Here is a 20,673-nt window from a genome sequence, read left to right as displayed (position 1 = left end):
GTAGAAAAAAGCGACCTGTCTCTTTTTTTTACGGTAAAATAAAAATATTAAATAAAACTGTAGGGGTTAGACAAAAGCTTGACGTCTATATAGGTGTCGGGCTTGAAAGGGGGGGAGAGAAGTTTTGGATGATGTGCTCATTGAAAAAATAAAGAGTGGGAATGACCATGCGTTTCGAGTGCTTGTTGAAAAATATCGGAACACGGTTTTTCACACTGTATACGGTGTACTTCGGAACGAAAAAGATGCAGAAGACGCCGCACAGGAAGTGTTCATAAAAATCTATACTTCTCTCCCCCAATATGAGAAGCAAGGATTTAAGACATGGATTACGAGAATTGCGGTCAATCATGCGATTGATATAAAAAGAAAACAGGTAAGAAGGCAGGAGGACCAAAGAGTTGAGTATGAAGAAACAGATCACTCTCCGCCTGCTGATAGCGTGGAATTACTCGTGATTAAAAGAGAGAAACAGTTTTTAATTAGAAAAAGGCTTGAAGAAATGCCAGATAATTACCGTGAAGTCGTTGAAGGCTTTTACATACTGGAGAAGTCATATCAGGAACTAGCGGAAGAACAAAATGTCCAAGTGAAAACAATTGAAACGAAGCTATATCGAGCAAGGCAATGGATGAAAAAGCACTGGAAGGAGGATGACTTTTCATGACTAACAACCATAAGACATTTGAAAATTGGCTTCAATACGTGCAAGAAGAATTAGAAGAAAAGACACGTTTAGAATATGAAAACCATCTTTACAGCTGCGATCATTGCCTGGAACTATATGTAGCAGCTCTCGAGTCAAATGAACGAAATCTACCAAAGATGGAAGACGAATGGGCATTTACTGATGCAATTATGCAAGGGATTGAGAAGAATCAAGATGAGGTAACGACAAATGACCGAGTTGCAGCAGTAAAAATCGAACCGAACCAGAAAAAGAAACTGCAACAAAAAACAATGTTTAACTATATTTTGGCAGCTGCGATGACGCTATTACTCATGTCGACTGGAGTATTCTCACAATTGATGAATGTGATCCAAACCTTTGAAAGCTCCAGCACGCGGGCAAATACTTCCTTCGTTGCTCAAATCATGGATAAATCAGCTTCACTCACAACTAAAATTGAAAAAAATGTTCAGGAGGGAAAATACAATGAATAAAAAGAATCCCATTATCGCCTTTTTACTCGCCTTTTTTCCGGGCGGAGGGCTCATGTATCTTGGGAAAGTATTACGAGGGCTATTTTATACCGCAGCTGTTTTCGGTATTCCTATATTATCGATTGCAGCTGTATCAATCACAGCCTTTCAAGCATTTATCGTATTCGGATTAGGGGGCGGCCTGCTCTTATATATCGTCAATCTGATAGATACAGCCGTGACTGCTTCAAAGCTTTACAACCAATCAGACACGGTGAAGGATGGAATCACGGTCGAGAAAAACCCGGATTCGGAACGATTTTTTACGATAATCCTTTCATTTATACCAGGCATGGGCCATTTCCAACTAGGGCTCGTTTATCGAGGAATGACCTTGCTCGCCGCATTTTTCGGGCTTGGCGTCATGGTTGTATTTGTGACGTTTCTGTCACATCGCAGTGAATTCCTTATCTTCCTAGCATTACTGCCAGTAATTTGGATTTACAGCTTTTTCGATGTTATGCAGCAATTAGCCTTGAAGCAAAAGGGAAAAGAACTTGTGGATAGATCTATACTAGAAGATCTGGAAACACGGAGAACAGATGGAAAGAAGAGTAAGTCGATTGCTGCGCTTTTATCGATCGTACCAGGTGCAGGGCATCTATACTTAGGACTACAAAAACGGGGTATCCAGTTGATGGCTGCCTTTCTGTTCTCCATCTATATTTTAGATGTAATGAGGCTCGGTATATTCTTATTTCTCGTACCGATTATCTGGTTTTATAGCTTTTTTGATGGATTACAAAAAGCATCAAGACAAGGAGATGAAGAACTCGAAGATATACCGATCGTCTCTTACTTAATCAATAACCAGAAGTGGTTAGGCATTGGTCTCATTGCTCTCGGTCTATATTATTTAACGTCAAATATCTTTTTACCAATTGCCGCACCATATGTTCGAAATTTAATCGATATCGATCTTCAATATTGGTTTTATCAATATTTCCAAACAGGGATCATTTGTCTTTTATTAATAGGTGGAGGAATTAAATTGATGACGGGAAGAAAAGCGAAACAAATGGTAGAGGAAGGTGAAGCTGAATGAGAACATGGAGAGTTGGTTCAATTTCGATGGGGGCTGCACTTGTTTTGCTCGGCGTTTTCCTTCTTTTAGCGCAAGTCTTAAGCTGGGATCCGGCTATTGCGATGATTTCATGGTGGCCATTGCTGCTCATTATTCTTGGTGTTGAAATCCTTGTATATTTAAATTGGAAAAAAGATGAGCAACAGCATGTGAAATATGATTTTATTAGCATTATTTTCATCGGTATCATTGGTACATTTGGACTTGGAATGACGATGTTAAATGCCACGGGATTATTAGATATCGCAAGCCAAGCAGTGAGTGCGGAAGTGCGAACTTTGGACTTGCCTAAATATGAAGAAGTAATGACAGATGATATTAAACGAGTATTTGTGGAAACAGGGAGATACTCTGCTAATATAGAGGCTTCTCCAGGAAAAGAAACGGTCATGTTTGGAACATATAGAGGGGAAATGAGAAAAGATGTTGCTGTAAAAGATGTTTCTGATTACGCTCTAATTGAAAAGCAAGGAGATACATTATTTATCAAGTTGAAGGAAATGCCAACGAGCCGGCTGCTGAATGATGGAAGTGAAATAAACGCTACCTTGCTCATACCTGATAATGTGAAGCTTGAAGTTGTCGGAAATGGCAATGATGTCAACATAAAGACGCGAAACCTCAAAGCGGATTGGTCTGTTGCAAGTATGAGCAATGTTAAACTTGATGTGCCAGAAACTTCGAATGTAAAAATCGAAGCCATTGATATGCAGGAACTCGGAGACGAAACATGGAAAAACGTGAAGAGAAATGAAGACGTAGATAAAGTATCAGGAAACCTCACCTACGGAAACGGCGCACATACCCTACAAATCCAAAACAGCTACACACTCCAAATCGGGCGGTGACAGGCACCACCCGATTTTTGTCGAATTGGATTTTGGAGTTAAAAAGGGGTATGATAGGGGAATAAACTGTAAAGATAAAGGCTATTTCTTGATTTCAAGTGATAGGGTGATGAGAATGAAGAGAGCACGTATTATATACAATCCAACATCGGGCCGTGAAATTTTCAAGCGAAATCTTGCGGACGTGTTACAAAAACTAGAGACTGCCGGTTATGAAACTTCCTGTCATGCTACTACGGCTAAGGGTGATGCCATTAAGGCGGCAAGAACAGCTGTTGAGCGGAAGTATGATATTGTTATCGCAGCTGGAGGCGACGGGACAATTAATGAAGTCGTCAATGGACTAGCTGAACAGGAGTATCGACCGAAGCTAGGGGTAATACCAACTGGCACGACCAATGATTTTGCTCGTGCGCTTAATATTCCTCGTGACATTGACTCCGCAGTAGAAGTAATTTTAAAAAACGATACGATTCCCGTAGATATCGGACGAATGAATGATCATTATTTCATTAATATAGCAGGTGGGGGCCGACTAACTGAGCTAACGTATGAGGTACCAAGTAAACTGAAAACCGTGTTAGGCCAGCTTGCATATTACTTAAAAGGCATTGAAATGCTGCCATCCATCCACGCAGCGGAAGTAAGCATTGAGTACGATGGTAAGTTATTTGAAGGCGAAATCATGCTATTTTTAATTGGTTTAACGAACTCTGTCGGTGGGTTTGAAAAACTGGCTCCGGATTCTTCCGTGAACGATGGATTGTTTACATTAATGATTTTGAAAAAGACGAATTTAGCAGAGTTCATCCGGGTCGCATCTCTTGCCCTTCGCGGAGAGCATATTAACGATCCGAATTTAATTTACGCGAAAGCCAACTATATTAAAGTTAAGTCTAAAGAAAAAATGCAGCTGAACATCGACGGAGAATACGGCGGTCTTCTACCAGCAGAGTTTTCTAACTTGTATCGCCATCTAGAAGTTTTCGTACCAATCGATAATATAAGACCAGAAGATAAAGTTGAATAAAATTGGAGAACAGCTCTTTTTTATGAAAAGGGCTGTTTTTTCATGAGAAGAATTCACCTTCTTGATAATACTTGTCCGTTGTTCTATTTGTTGATATATTTGATTTGAGAAAGAAATGTAAAAATAAAGAAAAATGCAAACGATTTAATCTCTAATTAAGGAGTTTAAATAAATACACACAGGGGAGAGATATTGATGAAAGTAACAATTTGGAATGAAAACCGTCACGAGAAATCAAATCCGGTTGTCGCTGAAATTTATCCAGAAGGCATCCATGGCGCTATTGCCAATGCGCTTGCCGAAACTGGCTATGATATAAGCACAGCAACGTTGGACGAGCCTGAGCATGGTCTAACTGAAGAAGTTCTTAATGAGACAGACGTTTTATTTTGGTGGGGACATCTTGCACACCACGAAGTGTCTGATGAAATTGTAAACCGTGTACATGAACGTGTACTGCAAGGTATGGGGCTTGTTGTTCTACATTCTGGACACTTCTCTAAAATTTTCAAAAAGCTAATGGGTACTTCTTGCGATTTGAAATGGCGTGAAGCGAATGATAAAGAGCGTCTTTGGGTAGTAGATCCTTCACACCCAATTGCAGAAGGCATTGGCGAATACATCGAAATTGAAGAAGAGGAAATGTATGGTGAGCATTTTGATATCCCTGCTCCAGATCAGCTTGTTTTTGTCAGCTGGTTTACAGGCGGAGAAGTATTCCGTTCCGGTTGCACATACCAAAGAGGAAATGGCAAGATCTTCTATTTCCGACCTGGCCATGAAACATACCCAACATACCACAACGAAGACGTTCGCAAAGTTCTCGTCAACGCAGCTAAATGGGTAAGCCCTTCAAACCGCCCATATCCTAAATATGGAAACGCAAAACCATTAGAAGAAATGCCAACAAAATAAAATTCGACAGGTGACAGGCACCGCCCGAAATATCTCGAAATGTGTCGGAAAATAATAAAGCGAGGATTAACTATGTGTTGGTTAATCCTCGCTTTTTGCTATCTGAAATAATTGGTTATTTTTTATCGTACGCTCGTGACACGATGAGTCCGACGATACCTAATAAAATAAACATCATTGCTCTTACTGCGATTGACACAAAAGGAATATCAACAATGATAATTTTCGCTAATGTAAAAAACAAAATTCCAGCACCCACATACTTACCTTGGCGGATGGAAAGAGGCCGGCTCAGAACCATAAATAAAACGGCAATCGCAATCCAAAGGGTGCTCATGATGAACCGCTCCGTATTTTCTCCAGCGTTTCCTGCCAAAAGCTCTGAAAGTAATGTCGTAAACATAAGCAGGAGAATAGCTAAATAGGGAACCCCGAAATTGTAAATGATCCTACCATCCTTCTTCTTCGTAGAAACAAGAAAGTGGAGGGCATAGCCTGTTGCTGCTATAAACACAGTCCAGTGCAGCATTTCCCATGATATCCAAGCAGTAATGGATTTGTCGAAAACTAAGAAGAAGGCGATGATATAGGTGAATCCACTCAAAAGAGCATGGAAAAAGCTCTTGTATTTTTTTGAAACAAACATGTATACGATGCTAGATCCAATAAGTACTTCTGGTGTGAGATTGTCTGCTAGCATCTCAACGAACAATAGAAAGCCTATTAATCCATTCGCAATATAAATTGGCGCCCGTTTGACGTCAGTTATATTTAAATAATAGCAAGCCGCATAAAGCAATGCGATTGCGGCGAACACAATCGATGATTCTTTGTCAGTGAAAGCGGCTTGGACCCACAAAGAGGTGAGGATTATGCTAGAACATAAAGTGTAGGCCTGCTGTTTTAAAAAATGATGCGACTTTAAAAATCCTGAAAGTAGTGCGAATTGCTGAAAGATAATTGGTGAAACGGAAATCCATTTGTATTCCTCAGGTATGTTCACAGTGATAAAGAAAAGAAGAAGTGCGATGTTTAAAAATACAGCAGAAACATAGTAAAGAATAGTGTAACGTTGCCGTAATGCAAGCCAAATAAAGAATACGTAAAGAATCGTCTCGTAGAAAACAAAAACCGGGATATTTGGAGAAGTGCTTTCTATCAAAAATGGAACAAATACTCCACCGACAGAAGATACAATTCCGATACCTTGTGATTTATATTTAAAGGTAAAATATAATCCAAGCCCAATCCACAAAACGTTAAGGATGAATGAAAATTCAGGACCCGTGATGTCATAAAGCTGATGCATCGCAAACGTCGTTAACATGAGGATGGGGATGGAACCACCCAATAGTACTTGACCTAACACAGTCCGCTTTTGTTTTAGCTGCAACATACCTAGGAAAATTAGAGCTGCGGCAACGAAATAGCCAAGTGCGACTTTTACATTTTCCGTTAAAAACCCATAATCTGAAGCAGCTTTAAAGCCCCAAAGCACTCCAATGATAAAAACTAAAATAAATAACCGTGGCAAGATCTTGTGAAAAATAAGAACATCCCATTCGATGGACTTCTGAAGTTTGGATGGATTGACTGTTAATGTTTCTTTAGAATCTGGACTTATTATATCAAGCTTTTTTTCAAGGTGACGCACACGATTTTCCAAATGTTGCACCCGTTCTTCTAGAGATGGTTTACTCTCCATATATTTCCCGCCTTTCATAAAGATCGATAGCCCTATTACTTATATATTAGTAAAATAATGTCAATTCCCTCTATTTCACCTTTAAATATGGTAGAATTTAATCGACAAGTGACAGGCACCACCCGAAATATGTCGAATGAATTTTAGAAGGAGTGTTGATCTTTGTTATCCAATTGGTTAAAGGAATCGCGTTATACGGTTGTGTTAACCGGAGCTGGTATGTCCACGGAAAGTGGCCTGCCTGATTTTCGCTCGGCTGGCAAAGGTATGTGGACGAAAGAAGATCCGAGTAAAATTGCAAGTACGGAAGCATTGAATCGGAACGTAGAGAGGTTTTTTGAATTTTATCGTCATCGTGTTCTAGGATTGAAGGATTGCCGGCCTCATAAGGGGCATGAACTTCTTGCGAAATGGGAAAAAAAAGGCGTGATTAAGAGTATCATTACGCAAAATGTTGATGGCTTTCATGGGAAGGCAGGCAGCGAGAACGTACTAGAGTTACATGGCACATTGCAGCGGGTGCATTGTCAGACGTGCGGAAAAGAATATGGTAATGAGACATACGCAGAAGAAAGGTTTCACTGTGATTGTGGAGGAAAGCTTCGCCCATCTGTTGTCCTGTTTGGTGAAATGCTTCCCGAGGATGCGCTTATGAGGGCGGCTGAGGAAAGCGAAAAGGCTGACCTGTTCATCGTTCTCGGTTCATCCTTGACAGTTACACCAGCGAATCAGTTTCCACTAATTGCTAAACAAAACGGCGCCAAGCTTGTGATCGTAAACATGGAGCCAACCGAATTTGATATTTATGCTGATCTTGTTATCAATAATCGGAAAATTGGCGAGGTACTGCAGGAAGCTGATAAAAACTTATCACGGAAAAAATGAAAAAAAGAGCCGCTACGCCTATCATTGGGCAAGCGGCTCTTTTATATTAAGCAAAACTTCTTCTAGGTTTACTGAGAAACCCTTAAAAAGCCAATTTCATTAAGTTCGCCAATTTTCCAGTATTGTCCATTTTCTATTCGACAAGTGACAGGCACGCCCCGAAATACCTCGAAATATGTCGGATGATTTAGACTTTTTTTGGGGTCATAGGATAGCTTTATTCTGGAAAGGACATTTTCCTTCAATTGGTTTGGTGTCGTCACCGATAAAGTATTGTTTCCATTCACGATGCTCGGGGTCCCCGTAGTGGCTGATGTTTGGATGCTTTGGCAGCTGATCCCACTTTTCCACACGGGCTCGCACTTTTTCGCGAGACATACTCCCGCCTTTAGATGTTCCTTCCAATCCTTCAAATATTCTTCTTGGCTGGAATCCGAGAATCATGCTATTACCGAGATCTCTTGTTTTTCTCTGTTTATAAGCAGGAGTATTGCCGAAAACGAAAAAGGGTTCCTCCGCAAATGAAAAGTTCCATAAATGGTGATCGGGATCTTCAGGTATATCCTCTGGCCATGGCTTTTTGTCTACATCGTGCAAGTACTGAAGAATCTTCCAAAAGTATTCACGGTAATAATCAAGGGATTTCTCTTCTTTTTCAGGTTCTACGAAAAGGAAAAAACCATGCCGGATCAACTTATCCGACTCATCGAACAAGGCAATAAATTCTTCTACTGCATACGGGAGACTAGACCAATCGTCGTGGGATATATATGAATAGCGCAGTTCTCCTTTTTTCTCCGCAGCCATTCCAAACGTACAAGGAAATGTTTTATTTGTCACAATTTCATTAAATGTTTTATATTCTCTAATTACCCAATCGGGAACTAGATCACTATTAGCCATGTCTTCTTTCGTTAACAAGTAGTTCTTGTTCGTAACATTCATCACATTCACCTCGAAATGAGCTATGTTAATTTTTTTACCCGCGATTTTTAGCATTAAACAAATAGGCCGGATAAAAGTTTTATTAAAATATAAATCTCATAACTTTTAATTTTGGGAAAATTTTCGTACAATTGAATTTGGAAGGGTTTTCAGTAGGCGTGATTGCGGATAATAAATGAACCTATCTAACTATTTATAAAAAGGAGTGTTTTTATTGATTAATGTTGCTTTATTAAGTAGATGGCATGTACATGCTGATGATTATGCAAGGAATGCGCGGGATAATAGCAATATTTCTATCCAACTAGTTTGGGATGAAGAGGCAGAACGTGGTAGAAAATGGGCGGAGGAATTGGGTGTAACTTTTGAGGAAAGTTTAGAAGCAGTTTTATCAAATCCAGCTATCGACGCGGTCATTGTTAATACGCCAACTAACCTGCATAAAAAGGTCATCATTGCAGCTGCTAAACATAAGAAACATATTTTCTCGGAAAAAGTGTTAGCGTTTTCTGTGGAAGATTGTAATGAAATATACGATGCTGTTGAAGAAAATGGTGTTCACTTAATGCTCTCATTACCAAGATTGACTGAAAGTTATTACTTATATGCACAGGAAGCATTGGATTCAGGGAAGCTAGGAAAGCTAACAACGATTCGCTGCCGCATGGCGCATAACGGGGCTGTAGTAAGGGAAGGAGAAGAAAGTGGATGGCTGCCTGACCGCTTCTATAATAAAGAACAAGCTGGCGGTGGGGCGTTGATTGATCTCGGTGCTCACCCGATTTATTTAACAAATCGGTTAGCAGGACAAGCTCATTCGGTTCAAGCCACATTGCAGCAAACGAATGGTCTAGGTGTGGACGATAACGCAGTAGTTTTAGTAGATTACAAGTCCGGAGCGCTGGGCATTATTGAAACAGGCTTTTTATCACACGGAAGCCCTTTTCAGCTAGAACTATACGGAACAGCGGGCACATTATTAATCGAAGACGGACGCATCCGAATTACGAGCAGTAAATTTGAAGAGTCTGGCTGGCAAACTCCAGAAAATCCTGAAGCATTGCCAATGCCTATGAATCAATGGGCGACTGCTATTATCAATGGAACTATCCCATCTATTACAAAAGATGATGCGATTCGCTTAACACTAATCAATGAAGCGGCTGCACTTTCTCATCAAGAAGGAAAGAGAATAAATTTAAAAGACGTTTCGAGTATCGTTCAAAATATATAATAGGACATAAAATTAGCCGCTGATTCTATCAGCGGCTAATGATACTATTCCTTAATATGTGCCTCAGAGGAAATTGCAGAAACGGTTTCTTGATAAATTTTTAGTCTTTCTCTATCCTCTAAGAAAAATAAACTAATGAGATCGATGAGATAAAGTGCACTCAAATCTAAACCTGTGGATATATATCCAGTCCGTACAGGATGTAAGGTCCATAAAACAGCATCAGATAAATTTGTAAGTGGAGTATCTCCAAATGCAGTAAATGAAACAAGTTTAGCACCATTACTCTTGGCTTTACTCACAGATTTTAATAAATCCTTGGTTTGTCCCGAACGAGAGAAAGCTAGAAGTAAATCGCCATCTCGGAATAAAGCACTTCTGATGATCATTAAATGTGGATCGGTCACTGCCTCAGATGCAAATCCCATTCTGCTTAAACGATAATTTAATTCTTGGGCTGCGAGTCCTGAACTACCTAATCCATAAATGTAAATATTCTTGGCGCCTTGAAGAAGTTGCAGGGCTTTTTTCAATGATTCTTTTCCACTAAGTCCCTGGATGTCATGCAACATTTCCTCATATTGGAGCTTTAAATAATGATCAACGCTATCGCTATTTTCCTGATGCGCTTCTCGAGCTAGCTTCATTTTCATTTCAACAAAATTTCGGCAGGAAACCTTTTTACAAAAACGAGTAATCGTTGCAACGGAAACATCAGTCTTAACCGCAATATCCTTTATATTGCTTTTTGAGGCTTCAATTGGCATAGAAAGTAAATAATCCGCCAAGTTTCTTTCTTTATCAGAGAAGGAAGAATATCTAGTCTGTATTTCCTTCAAAAGCGTAACCATCGATTACTCCCCTTTAATGGCCTCTACAAACCGGCTTGTAATTTGCTGTGGTCTCGAAATGGCTCCGCCTACTACGACAGAATATACACCAAGAGAAAGGACTCTTTTCGCCATTTCAGGTGTAACCACATTACCTTCAGCTATCACCGGGATGTTAATATTATCTAAAATAATCTTAACAAATTCAAAATCATTATCATATAGTTTATTTCCGCTTGTTTCGCTTGTATACCCGTAAAGCGTTGTTGAAACACAGTCAAATCCTAAACGTTCTGCTTCAAGTGCATCTTCCAATGTAGAAATGTCAGCCATCAATTGAACATGTGGATGATTTGTTTTTACATACGAGACAAGATCAGCTACTTTTTCGCCATTTGGGCGCTCTCGAAGTGTGGCATCCATCGCTATCATTTCACAACCGGATTCGATTAACTCGTCCACTTCTTTTTTAGTAGCGGTAATGAAAACATCGCTATCTGGATAATCACGTTTTACAATTCCAACAACAGGGAGTGAAACTTCTTTTTTTATCGCTTGAATGTCTTGTTTGGAATTTGCCCGAATTCCGACAGCTCCGCCTTGCATGGCTGCCAACGCCATTTTCGCCATAATAAAAGAACTATGAAGAGGCTCATCTTCAAGAGCTTGACATGATGCAATCAGTCCATGTTCTACTTTTTTTAACACTGATTATTCACCTACAATTTCTGAGATTTCGTTTTTAATGATTGTTACATGTGGTCCATATATGACTTGGACTCCTTTTCCTTTCGTAACGACACCCTTTGCCCCTGTTTTCTTTAATAGATCTTCATCCACTTTTTCCGGATCATTGACACTAACCCGCAAGCGAGTAGCACAGCAATCCACATTGGTTAAATTATCAGCGCCACCTAAGGCAGCAATGATTGTTTCAGCCTGTTCACTTGAATTTTTAACCGTTTCTACGGTTTCTTGATCTTCACGGCCAGGTGTTTTTAAATTGAATTTTTTAATAAAGAATGAGAATAGGAAGAAATAAACAAAGAACCAAGGAATCCCGATTAATGGTACGATAATCCAGTTTGTTTTAGCATTTCCTTGTAAAATTCCAAATAGGACGAAGTCGATGAATCCTCCAGAGAAGGTTTGCCCGATTGTAATTTGGAAAATATGGGCCATCATAAAGGCTAATCCATCTAAAAATGCATGTAAAACATAAAGCATTGGAGCGATGAACAAGAAAGAAAACTCAATTGGTTCTGTAATCCCTGTTAAAAAGGATGTTAATGCAGCTGAACCCATTAATCCAGCAACGACCTTTTTATGCTGAGGTTTTGCAGTACGATAAATAGCATAGGCTGCACCAATGAGCCCGAACATCATTGTAATGAATCGACCTGACATAAAACGAGATGTTCCAATATAGAACTTTTCAACAGTCGGATCTCCAAGCTGAGCAAAGAAAATTCGCTGTGTACCTTCAACAAGTTGGCCATCTACGACGAGAGAACCACCTAAGCTTGTCGTCCAGAACGGCATATAGAATATATGATGTAAGCCGAAAGGGCCTAGTAACCGTAAAACGAAACCGTAAATGAAGGTACCAATATACCCTGTGGCTTCAACAAGTCCACCCATTTTGAATATTCCTGCTTGTACAAAAGGCCAAACAAGATACATAAGAACACCTAGAAAAATAGTAGCAAATGAAGAAATAATGGGTACAAAACGTGATCCGCTAAAGAAACCTAAAAACGGAGGGAGCTGTTTCTTATTATATCGATTATGTAGCCAAGCAACCAATATACCTACTACTACCCCTCCAAAGACTCCTGTTTCTAAAGTGTGAATACCAAGCACCATGCCCTGACCAACAGATGCTGGATTTTCTGAATTCATACTTCCTGTAATCGTCAATAAAGCCGAAATCGTTGCATTCATAACAAGGAATCCAAGCATTCCAGCTAGTCCTGCTGTTCCTTTATCACTTCTAGCTAAACCAACAGCAACACCAATAGCAAATAGCAAGGCAAGATTAGCAAAAATAACACTACCTGCACTAGACATAATAGTGAAGATGGACTGAAGCCAAGAAACCTCCAAGAATGGATAAGCTTTTATCGTATTTGGATTGGATAAAGCGCCGCCAATTCCTAGTAGTAAACCAGCTGCAGGTAGAACAGCGATAGGCAGCATAAAGGATTTACCAAATTGTTGTGCTTTTTCGAAGAAAACACTCATCAAACAATACCTCCAAATGTAAATTATTTTCATCGATAATTATAAAAAGATAAAACAAATAATGCAAGAAAAAATTTTAAGCTCTTTCATAAATTATTTGTTAGATAAAGAAAGCTATTCAAAAATGCAGATAGAATCAACAATGAAGTGAGATGGGTGGAAGTTGTAAGATCAACAAATTTAAAGGTAGTACTTTTTGGAAATTGCTAATGCTTGTAAAGAGTAAAGCATATGTTTCTTCCAGGATTTTCACTTAACTTCGATAAATCTAATCAGTATGTTACAATCAATGCAGTAAAATCAGCATGGAAAAGGACGAAAACAATGAGTAAATTTCAAGCACCAATCAAAAAAAATGATTATATAGATGTCACTTTTGAGGACTTAACCCATGATGGTAATGGCGTTGCAAAAGTGGATGGGTATCCGTTGTTTATTCCGAACGGATTGCCCGGTGAAAAAGCTAAAGTAAAAGTTGTGAAACTAAATAAAGGCTACGGCTTCGGACGTCTAATTGAGATTTATGAAGAGAGTAAATTTCGAGTAGAACCAGAGTGTTCCATTTATAAGGAATGTGGTGGCTGCCAGCTTCAGCATTTAAGCTATGAAGGGCAATTAAAGGCCAAAGAAAAACAGGTTCGTGATGTATTAGAACGGATAGGAAAATTAGAAAATGTTAGGGTTCATCCAGTTCTTGGCATGGACGATCCGTGGCGCTATCGTAATAAGGCTCAAGTGCCAATCGGCGAGCGCGAAGGGGGACTGATAGGTGGGTTCTATCAGCAACGATCACATGACATCATCGATATGGATGAATGTTTAATCCAACTTGAACAAAATGACCTTGTTCTACGAAAAGTAAAAGAGATTTGCGGAAAATATGGAGTGCGGGCTTATAATGAACAAACGAATAAAGGCACCCTCCGACACGTGATGGCACGCTACGGAAAAAAGACAGGCGAGATCATGGTCGTACTCATTACACGTACGCAAGATTTGCCAAATCAGAAAAAAATTATTGAAGAAATTTCCCGAGAGATACCGGGGGTTAAATCCATTGTGCAAAACGTAAATCCGAAGCGCACAAATGTGATTTTTGGAGAGCAGACAAAAGTACTTTGGGGAGAAGAAGTCATTTATGACTATATTGGTGATATCAAATTTGCCATTTCAGCCCGTTCATTTTACCAAGTGAACCCTGAGCAAACGAAAGTTCTTTATGATAAAGCGCTAGAATATGCAGACTTGAGTGGTAATGAAAACGTCATTGATGCTTATTGTGGCATTGGGACCATTTCCTTATTTCTTGCCCAAAAAGCGAAAAAGGTATACGGGGTAGAGATTGTTCCGGAAGCTATCGAAGATGGAAAAAAGAATGCAGAGCTAAATGGCATATCAAATGTAGAATTTGAGGTAGGGGAAGCAGAAACAGTGATTCCCAATTGGTACAAACAAGGCATTAAAGCTGATGTCCTCGTCGTCGACCCGCCTCGCAAAGGCTGCGACCAAGCACTTCTTGATACCATCATCAAAATGAAGCCGAAAAAAGTCGTCTACGTATCGTGCAATCCAGCAACATTAGCGCGTGACCTTCGGATTTTGGAAGATGGCGGATATAAAACTGTGGAAGTGCAACCTGTCGATATGTTTCCGCAGACAATGCATTGTGAGGCGGTTGCGTGGTTGGAGTTGGTATAATAGAAAAGCAGTTGATATAGAAAAAATCTATACCATCTGCTTTTTTGTTTATAAAGATACCATTCAGGACCGATTTTCGTTAAAATAAACATTGCCGATTTTCACAATAGTTTTTCACACATTATTAATGTCTAAATGTACTTGTGTTGATAATAAGTTATTAAGCATGATATAAGTGTCAAAGAAGTGGAACATTTGGCTTTATATTTTTTGAACGAGAGTTTGAAGTTGTATCCATAGTGAGAGGATTTGAGTTTGAAATGATAGATAATTTTTGGCGTGATTTACCACGACCATTTTTTGTGCTTGCGCCAATGGAAGATGTGACAGATGTTGTTTTTCGTCACGTAGTAAGTGCAGCCGGTCGACCGGATGTATTTTTCACAGAGTTTACAAACTCGGATAGCTATTGTCATCCAGAGGGCATGAAAAGTGTGCGTGGCCGTTTGATTTTTACAGAAGATGAACAGCCAATGGTGGCACATATTTGGGGGGATAATCCCGAATATTTCCGTCAAATGAGTATTGGCATGGCAGAGCTAGGATTTAAAGGCATTGATATTAATATGGGCTGCCCTGTACCGAATGTAGCATCGAGAGGGAAAGGCAGTGGTCTTATCCTCCGTCCAGATGTTGCGGCAGAACTTATTCAAGCAGCAAAAGCGGGCGGACTGCCTGTCAGCGTGAAAACACGACTTGGCTATACGGATGTAAATGAGTGGGAGGAGTGGCTAACGCATATTTTAAAACAGGATATTGCGAACCTTTCTATTCATTTACGTACAAGAAAGGAAATGAGCCAGGTAGATGCGCATTGGGAGCTAATTCCAGAAATCAAAAAATTACGTGACCGGATTGCACCAAATACGCTACTAACCATCAATGGAGATATTCCTGACCGTCAAACTGGGCTGCAGCTTGCTGAACAATATGGTATTGATGGCGTTATGATTGGGCGAGGTATTTTTAAAAATCCTTTTGCTTTTGAAAAAGAGCCAAAAGAGCATAGCAGTAAAGAATACCTTGATCTTCTAAGACTGCAGCTTGATCTTCAAGATCAATATGCGGAAGCACTGCCACGTTCAATCACAGGGCTTCATCGCTTTTTCAAAATTTATGTCAAAGGATTCCGTGGAGCCGGTGAATTAAGAAATCAATTGATGAAAACGAAATCAACAGATGAAGTGCGTGCATTGCTTGATAACTTTGAAAAAGAATGTTGCTGGGACGGGGACAGTGAAAGGGTCTAATTGAGAATCAAGGTTATTTCTGCGAACTCTAGTACGGAAGAATCCAAAGATTTACATGACATTATTGTTATATGACATGAGGAGGAAATCTCAGAAAAGAAGATGTTAAGGCTAGACAAGTTAAAGCTGGTACGGAAATTCCTCAATTTAATAATAGAGACACAGCAAAATAGAGCATCTGCTTTCGCACAAGCAGATGCTTTTCTCCTGTAATCAAAAGGCGATCTTTCGCCGAAAAAATTTAAATGTGATTTTTTTAAGAAAATTCCTTTACCATTTCATGAATTTTTTCAGGTTTTAAAAATGGTGAGATTGATTTTTCAGTTTGAAGGGTAAGGGCAGCACCGGCAAGTCCTAATTGGCACGCACTGACTAGCGACTCTTCGTTCATGATGCCATATATTGCACATGCGGCAAATGCTTCACCAGCCCCAGTGGCATCGACAACATTCGCTTTGAATGGAGGCAAATGCCCCGATTCCTCATTGGATGAATAATAAACTCCCTGATCCCCAAGAGTAATCATCACTTTTTGAACGCCGCGTTGCCTGATTTTTTCACAGGCTGTTTGACAATCCTCGATTGAGTCGATATTTATTTCAGCAAGCTTCTCTGCTTCTTCCAGATTTGGAAACAGTATTTCTACGCCATCAAGCCGAAATGGAAGCTTTTGAGCTTTGGCTGAAGAAACAGGGTCAATATAAATCGGGATGTTTTCATCGTTGCAGCGTTTAATGATATAACCTATGCATTCCTTAGGAAGATTCGTATCCAGAAAAACAGCTTGTGAGCCCGCAACATAGGACCATTTTTCTTCTAACATAGAAATGGTCACTTTTTCGTACAAACTCATATCAGCCATGGAAACAATATTTTCACCATTCATATCCAATAAAGTGGTATAAGTTCCGGTCTGTTCCGTTGGCAACACCCATACCAGACTAACATCAACACCTTGACTTTTCGTTTCTTTCAGTATCCAACTGCCTTCTTTGTCGTTACCGACACACGTCATAAGCGAGGCACTAAGCCCTAATCGACTTATACTTTCAGCGAAATTGCGTGCCACCCCGCCATAAGCTTCGGTAATTTTCACTGGATTGGATGAATACAAACGAACCTTCTGATTCGATTTCGCTTTCCGGTCGATGTTTGCTCCACCGATACAGATAATCGACGATTCTTCCCGGAGGATATAGCCACGTCCTTTAATTTCACCGCGTCTAGTCAAGTTCGCAATATAATTCGCAACCGCAGGTCGAGATAAACCGACTTTGCTTGATAATTCTTGCTGTGAAATGTAAGGATTCATTTTTATGTGATGTAAAATTTGTTTCTCTTTATCCATAAAACAACCTCATTTCTCCTTAAACAATAGTTTAACTAACAAACATTTATTTGTAAACGCTTATATCAATTCCTTCAAGACAGACAGTATTTCGGAGTTAAAGGGCTTTCTTCAAAACTACTCAAATTTGCTCATTATACTCTCAATGACTCTATTATTTTACACAAAAAAATCCATTCAAGCCAAAAAAAAATGATTGATAAAAAGTCTATCAGTGATTTATATTGGAGATTGTGATTTTTTTTTGTTCCCTAAGAAACTATTTGAAAATCATAATGAGATTCGATTCATAATGAAAAATTTTAGGAGGTAGTCGAACGATGAAGATGTATATATATCCTTTGTTGGTAGTGATCGCAGCAAGTAGTTATGGTGTCGTTTCAACCATCATAAAACTTGCCATGCAGAGTGGATTTTCGGCCTCAGAAGCCGTTACAAGCCAGTTTTTTATCGGATTTTGTATCGCAGTATGTATTTTCCTTGTTACGAACCGCACAAAATTAAGCTTTAAGGGAGTTAAACTTCTGATCCTCGCAGGTGTGTTTACTGGGTTGACAAATATTGTCTATGGGCATTCTTTAAATTATCTGCCTGCTTCTTTGGCTGTGGTGCTTCTGTTTCAATTTACATGGATCGGTATGTTGATTTCCTGTATCACAAAACGCCAGCTTCCAAGTCGAATGGAATTGATCTCTTTAATCATATTGATTGTGGGAACGATACCAGCCGCCGGTTTGATTGATGTTGACTTATCGCAAATCCCGTTTCAAGGGTGGTTATGGGGGTTAGCAGCCGCTATTTGTTACTCTCTGTTTTTATATGTTAATGGGAAGGCAACGGAAAATATGAACACCTCTAACCGATTAGTATTGGTTTCTTTCTTTGCTTTTATGATGTCAGCTGCTTTTCAGTCACCAGAAATTATTTGGAATGGCACTTTGTTTAGCGAAGGACTTTGGATGTATGGTTTGGCCTTGGGGTTATTTGGCCTAGTCATTCCAGTTTTCTTGTTCTCGATCTCCGTTCCCAAAGTTGGATTGGGCATGTCCTCTATCTTGAGTGCAATTGAATTGCCGATAGCGGTGATGGTCTCCGTCATTTTACTTAGCGAAACGGTTACCTCGCTGCAAATTGCCGGCATCGTCATCATTCTTCTCGGGATGAGTTTGCCGACAATGCTGAATAGAAATATCTTTCGAGGAAAGAATAAGGCTTTCAAAACAGTAAGCAAACATGACCCCCATTTGTTGAAAAAAAGTTCATAAAAAAAATTGTTGACACATTTCGACATGGAAGCGTATACTAAACATGTGTTTAAGAGATAAACATTTGTTGTGCAAGGAGGTGTCAAGATGACTAATCAAATGAATGAACAAGAAGAATTAGTTTTAGGGATGATCAAAGAAAATCCGTTTATTTCTCAAGAAGAGCTATCAGAAATAATTGGATTATCTAAATCTTCCCTTGCAAATATTATTTCTAGCCTGATCAAAAAAGAATATGTTTTTGGCAAGGCTTACGTTCTAAATGAAACAGCTCCAATCATTTGTATTGGGGGAGCAAACATAGACAGGAAATTCTATGCACAAAATGAAATTACAGCTGAAACGTCCAATCCGGTAAAATCTTCGAGAGCGGTTGGAGGCGTAGCAAGAAATATTGCGGAAAACTTAGGTAGATTAGGTGAGGAAGTTACTTTACTTTCAACAGCCGGCAACGATTCAGAATGGGAAGAGATTTATGATTTATCGTCACCATTCATGAATTTGGAGCATGTCGCTCACTTTGAACATTCCGCGACAGGTTCATACACAGCCGTTTTGGATCAGAACGGGGATTTGAACATTGCTTTGGCTGACATGGACGTTTTTGAACATATCACACCTGAGCTGCTAATAAAAAACAGCAATATCCTTAGAAAAGCTAAATGTATCGTAGTAGATTTGAATTGCCCAAGTGAAACAATTGATTTCCTATTTTTCTTCACATCGAAACATAATATTCCATTAGTCATTATCCCGGTTTCGTCTCCAAAAATGAGTCGACTCCCAAAAACGTTGAATGCAGTAAGCTGGCTCATCGTCAATAAAGATGAAACAGAAACCTTTATGAACGTTAAAATCAACGACGAGAAAGACTGGGAAGATTCTGTCAAGAAGTGGTTGGATCTGGGAGTAAAAAATGTAATTGTCACAAATGGATCAAAAGGTGTCATGACAGGGAGAGAATATGGAGAAATTCGTTATTTTCCGGCTATCGAGACACCAATGGTTGTTGATGTGACAGGTGCAGGAGACTCATTTTGCGCAGCAGTGATATACTCCTGGCTGCAAAAGAAAGACACCGATTACATTATCAAATCCGGTTTGGTCAATGCCCATAAAACGATTATGTCAAAGTATACGGTTAGACAAGAATTATCACAAAAACAATTCATGTTAGATATGGAGGCAATATAAATGAAACAATATCTTGAATTTTCCGCAGAGGTACAAAAAGCAAAAGAAGAAGGCAAAGCAATCGTAGCATTAGAATCAACGATTATTTCTCACGGTATGCCTTATCCACAAAACGTACAAATGGCTCGTGAGGTTGAGCAAATCGTTCGTGAAAACGGTGCCGTCCCTGCAACTATTGCGATCATTGACGGGAAAATTAAAATTGGTCTAACAGATGAAGAGTTAGAGCTATTTGGTAAAAGCTCAGATGTTGCCAAAGTATCAAGACGTGACTTAGCGCAAATTGTTGCGACAAAAAAACTTGGCGCCACAACTGTTGCTACAACAATGATCTGTGCTGAATTAGCTGGCATCAGCATCTTTGTAACTGGCGGTATCGGCGGCGTTCATAGAGGCGCTGAAACAACTATGGACATCTCAGCTGATCTTGACGAATTAGCGCAAACAAATGTAGCCGTCATTTGTGCGGGTGCGAAATCAATCCTAGACCTTGCTCTTACTCTTGAGTACCTTGAAACAAAAGGTGTTCCTGTCATTGGATACGGAACAGAGGTCCTTCCAGCATTCTACACCAGAAAAAGTGAACATAAATTAAACTTCTCTACTGATTCAATCGATGTCATCGCTGAAACATTGAAAACGAAATGGGAATTAAACCTTAAAGGTGGAGCGGTAATTGCTAACCCAATCCCAGAAGAGCATGCAATGGATGAAGAGTATATTAATGGAATTATTGCTGATGCTGTTAAACAAGCTGAAGAAAATAACATCATTGGTAAAGACAGCACACCATTCCTTCTTGGAAAAATCAAAGAATTGACTGGCGGAAAAAGCCTTGTTGCCAATATCGAATTAGTAAAACACAATGCAAAAGTAGGAAGCCAAATTGCAGTTAGTTTCAACAGCAAAACAAAATAATAATAGACTGCGTTCGTAATTTGCAAAAACACAACTTCTATAAAGGGAAATTACTCACATTAATGGACCTTATAGAA

19 protein-coding genes are annotated in these 20,673 nt (G+C 39.4%); 13 read left to right on the top strand and 6 right to left on the bottom strand.

Annotated elements, in window-relative coordinates; genetic code table 11:
* Nucleotides 1-124: 124 nt before the first annotated feature.
* From KHA88_RS18980 to KHA88_RS18955, 6 genes are all read left to right on the top strand, one after another.
* Complete coding sequence (locus KHA88_RS18980; RefSeq protein WP_213099493.1) at nt 125-667, top strand: RNA polymerase sigma factor; 543 nt, start codon at nt 125-127, stop codon at nt 665-667.
* Nucleotides 664-1,164, top strand: a complete 501-nt coding sequence (locus KHA88_RS18975) for an anti-sigma factor (RefSeq protein ID WP_213099494.1) — start codon at nt 664-666, stop codon at nt 1,162-1,164. Before KHA88_RS18980 ends, KHA88_RS18975 begins: the two co-directional genes overlap by 4 nt.
* A complete protein-coding gene (locus tag KHA88_RS18970; RefSeq protein ID WP_213108678.1) occupies nt 1,157-2,248 on the top strand; it encodes a hypothetical protein in 1,092 nt (363 codons plus the stop codon). The genes KHA88_RS18975 and KHA88_RS18970 overlap by 8 nt, the downstream gene beginning before the upstream one ends.
* Entirely contained in the window at nt 2,245-3,135 is an 891-nt protein-coding gene (locus KHA88_RS18965; RefSeq protein ID WP_213099496.1) for a hypothetical protein, read from the top strand. The genes KHA88_RS18970 and KHA88_RS18965 overlap by 4 nt, the downstream gene beginning before the upstream one ends.
* Before the next feature lie 115 nt (nt 3,136-3,250).
* Complete coding sequence (locus tag KHA88_RS18960) at nt 3,251-4,165, top strand: diacylglycerol kinase (protein ID WP_213099497.1); 915 nt, start codon at nt 3,251-3,253, stop codon at nt 4,163-4,165.
* 195 nt (nt 4,166-4,360) lie between these two features.
* Nucleotides 4,361-5,080 carry a ThuA domain-containing protein gene (locus tag KHA88_RS18955; protein ID WP_213099498.1) on the top strand — a complete coding sequence of 240 codons (720 nt, stop codon included), beginning with the start codon at nt 4,361-4,363 and terminating at the stop codon, nt 5,078-5,080.
* 115 nt (nt 5,081-5,195) lie between these two features.
* On the opposite strand, the gene KHA88_RS18950 is transcribed toward KHA88_RS18955, so the two are convergent.
* Complete coding sequence (locus KHA88_RS18950) at nt 5,196-6,785, bottom strand: DUF2339 domain-containing protein (RefSeq protein ID WP_213099499.1); 1,590 nt, start codon at nt 6,783-6,785, stop codon at nt 5,196-5,198.
* Between the two features lie 162 nt (nt 6,786-6,947).
* On the opposite strand from KHA88_RS18950, the gene KHA88_RS18945 reads away from it, so the two are divergent.
* Nucleotides 6,948-7,670: an NAD-dependent protein deacylase gene (locus KHA88_RS18945; RefSeq protein WP_213099500.1), complete on the top strand. Its 723-nt coding sequence runs from the start codon at nt 6,948-6,950 to the stop codon at nt 7,668-7,670.
* 204 nt (nt 7,671-7,874) lie between these two features.
* Here the strand turns inward: KHA88_RS18945 and KHA88_RS18940 are convergent, their stop codons facing one another.
* Complete coding sequence (locus KHA88_RS18940; protein WP_213099501.1) at nt 7,875-8,615, bottom strand: YqcI/YcgG family protein; 741 nt, start codon at nt 8,613-8,615, stop codon at nt 7,875-7,877.
* 214 nt (nt 8,616-8,829) lie between these two features.
* Here KHA88_RS18940 and KHA88_RS18935 point away from each other — a divergent pair, with 214 nt between their 5' ends.
* Complete coding sequence (locus tag KHA88_RS18935; protein ID WP_213099502.1) at nt 8,830-9,849, top strand: Gfo/Idh/MocA family protein; 1,020 nt, start codon at nt 8,830-8,832, stop codon at nt 9,847-9,849.
* A gap of 44 nt (nt 9,850-9,893) precedes the next feature.
* Here KHA88_RS18935 and KHA88_RS18930 read toward each other — a convergent pair whose 3' ends face one another.
* Genes KHA88_RS18930 through KHA88_RS18920 form a run of 3 tightly spaced genes read right to left on the bottom strand, consistent with a single transcriptional unit; the run spans nt 9,894 to nt 12,923 of the window.
* Nucleotides 9,894-10,700: a MurR/RpiR family transcriptional regulator gene (locus KHA88_RS18930; protein ID WP_213099503.1), complete on the bottom strand. Its 807-nt coding sequence runs from the start codon at nt 10,698-10,700 to the stop codon at nt 9,894-9,896.
* A gap of 3 nt (nt 10,701-10,703) precedes the next feature.
* On the bottom strand, nt 10,704-11,387 hold the full coding sequence (locus KHA88_RS18925; RefSeq protein WP_213099504.1) for an N-acetylmannosamine-6-phosphate 2-epimerase: 684 nt from the start codon (nt 11,385-11,387) through the stop codon (nt 10,704-10,706).
* A gap of 3 nt (nt 11,388-11,390) precedes the next feature.
* Nucleotides 11,391-12,923, bottom strand: coding sequence for a PTS transporter subunit EIIC (locus KHA88_RS18920; RefSeq protein WP_213099505.1), 1,533 nt, complete (start codon nt 12,921-12,923; stop codon nt 11,391-11,393).
* 324 nt (nt 12,924-13,247) lie between these two features.
* Here KHA88_RS18920 and rlmD point away from each other — a divergent pair, with 324 nt between their 5' ends.
* Both rlmD and KHA88_RS18910 read left to right on the top strand, forming a co-directional pair.
* Complete coding sequence (gene rlmD / locus KHA88_RS18915; protein ID WP_213099506.1) at nt 13,248-14,621, top strand: 23S rRNA (uracil(1939)-C(5))-methyltransferase RlmD; 1,374 nt, start codon at nt 13,248-13,250, stop codon at nt 14,619-14,621.
* 239 nt (nt 14,622-14,860) lie between these two features.
* Entirely contained in the window at nt 14,861-15,871 is a 1,011-nt protein-coding gene (locus tag KHA88_RS18910; protein ID WP_346729012.1) for a tRNA dihydrouridine synthase, read from the top strand.
* 256 nt (nt 15,872-16,127) lie between these two features.
* Here the strand turns inward: KHA88_RS18910 and KHA88_RS18905 are convergent, their stop codons facing one another.
* Nucleotides 16,128-17,219 (bottom strand): carbohydrate kinase, encoded by a 1,092-nt coding sequence (locus KHA88_RS18905; RefSeq protein ID WP_213099507.1) that lies wholly within the window; start codon nt 17,217-17,219, stop codon nt 16,128-16,130.
* Nucleotides 17,220-17,545: 326 nt separating this feature from the next.
* On the opposite strand from KHA88_RS18905, the gene KHA88_RS18900 reads away from it, so the two are divergent.
* The 3 genes from KHA88_RS18900 (at nt 17,546) to KHA88_RS18890 (ending at nt 20,596) form a co-directional block, all read left to right on the top strand.
* On the top strand, nt 17,546-18,484 hold the full coding sequence (locus tag KHA88_RS18900) for an EamA family transporter (protein WP_213099818.1): 939 nt from the start codon (nt 17,546-17,548) through the stop codon (nt 18,482-18,484).
* Between the two features lie 99 nt (nt 18,485-18,583).
* Entirely contained in the window at nt 18,584-19,678 is a 1,095-nt protein-coding gene (locus KHA88_RS18895; RefSeq protein WP_213099819.1) for a PfkB family carbohydrate kinase, read from the top strand.
* Complete coding sequence (locus tag KHA88_RS18890) at nt 19,679-20,596, top strand: pseudouridine-5'-phosphate glycosidase (protein ID WP_213099508.1); 918 nt, start codon at nt 19,679-19,681, stop codon at nt 20,594-20,596.
* The last annotated feature ends 77 nt before the right edge of the window (nt 20,597-20,673 follow it).

The organism is Lederbergia citrea (genome assembly GCF_018343525.1).
GTDB classification, from domain to species: domain Bacteria; phylum Bacillota; class Bacilli; order Bacillales; family Bacillaceae_C; genus Lederbergia; species Lederbergia citrea.
Note: the sequence above shows the minus strand (reverse complement) of the source record. Positions and strands in the feature narration are given on the sequence as shown.